This window comes from Mesorhizobium sp. M7A.F.Ca.US.014.04.1.1 (assembly GCF_003998745.1).
GTDB lineage: Bacteria > Pseudomonadota > Alphaproteobacteria > Rhizobiales > Rhizobiaceae > Mesorhizobium > Mesorhizobium ciceri.
Map to the genome: position 1 here is coordinate 1 of NZ_RZRW01001469.1, position 437 is coordinate 437.

Genomic DNA, 437 nt, shown 5'->3' on the forward strand with positions numbered 1-437 from the left:
AGAACCACCGCCACGATCTTGGCGACCGGCCCCTCGACAGATTCGAGGATCTGCTGAAGGGGTTGTTCCCACGGCATGGACGAGCCTGCGGCGTGGGCAGGCACAATCCTCATGGCCACGATGGCAGCCGCCACTGCGACACGCGTAACCAGCACAACAGGCTTAGGGATAGATGACGAAGTGAAGCGGATCGGGTTCATTCTGAAGCTCCAATGGGGACTGGGGATCTGTGGCTGTGGCACTCTCAAGCCTGGCTTCGAGCGTGCGATAATCACCGGTGGCGGGATCAAGACCTTCGACCCACGCGATCTCGACGAGACGGCGGGCAGCACCCCGGCCAGCGAGGACAGCAATGAGGTCGATGGTCTCCGCAATCAGCGCGCGCGGGACCGTGACCACGGCCTCCTGCACAAGTTGCTCGAGCAGCAGCAATGGGC

The 437-nt window shown here is 62.7% G+C and carries 1 protein-coding gene and 1 pseudogene; both read right to left on the bottom strand.

Annotated elements, in window-relative coordinates; translation table 11 throughout:
* A partial coding sequence (locus EOA22_RS37160; protein WP_206521606.1) for a TrbC/VirB2 family protein occupies positions 1-200 on the bottom strand: 200 nt, incomplete at its 3' end.
* Positions 163-437 (bottom strand): annotated as a pseudogene (locus tag EOA22_RS37165) (hypothetical protein); the annotation flags it as partial. The pseudogene EOA22_RS37165 and the gene EOA22_RS37160, both read right to left, overlap by 38 nt.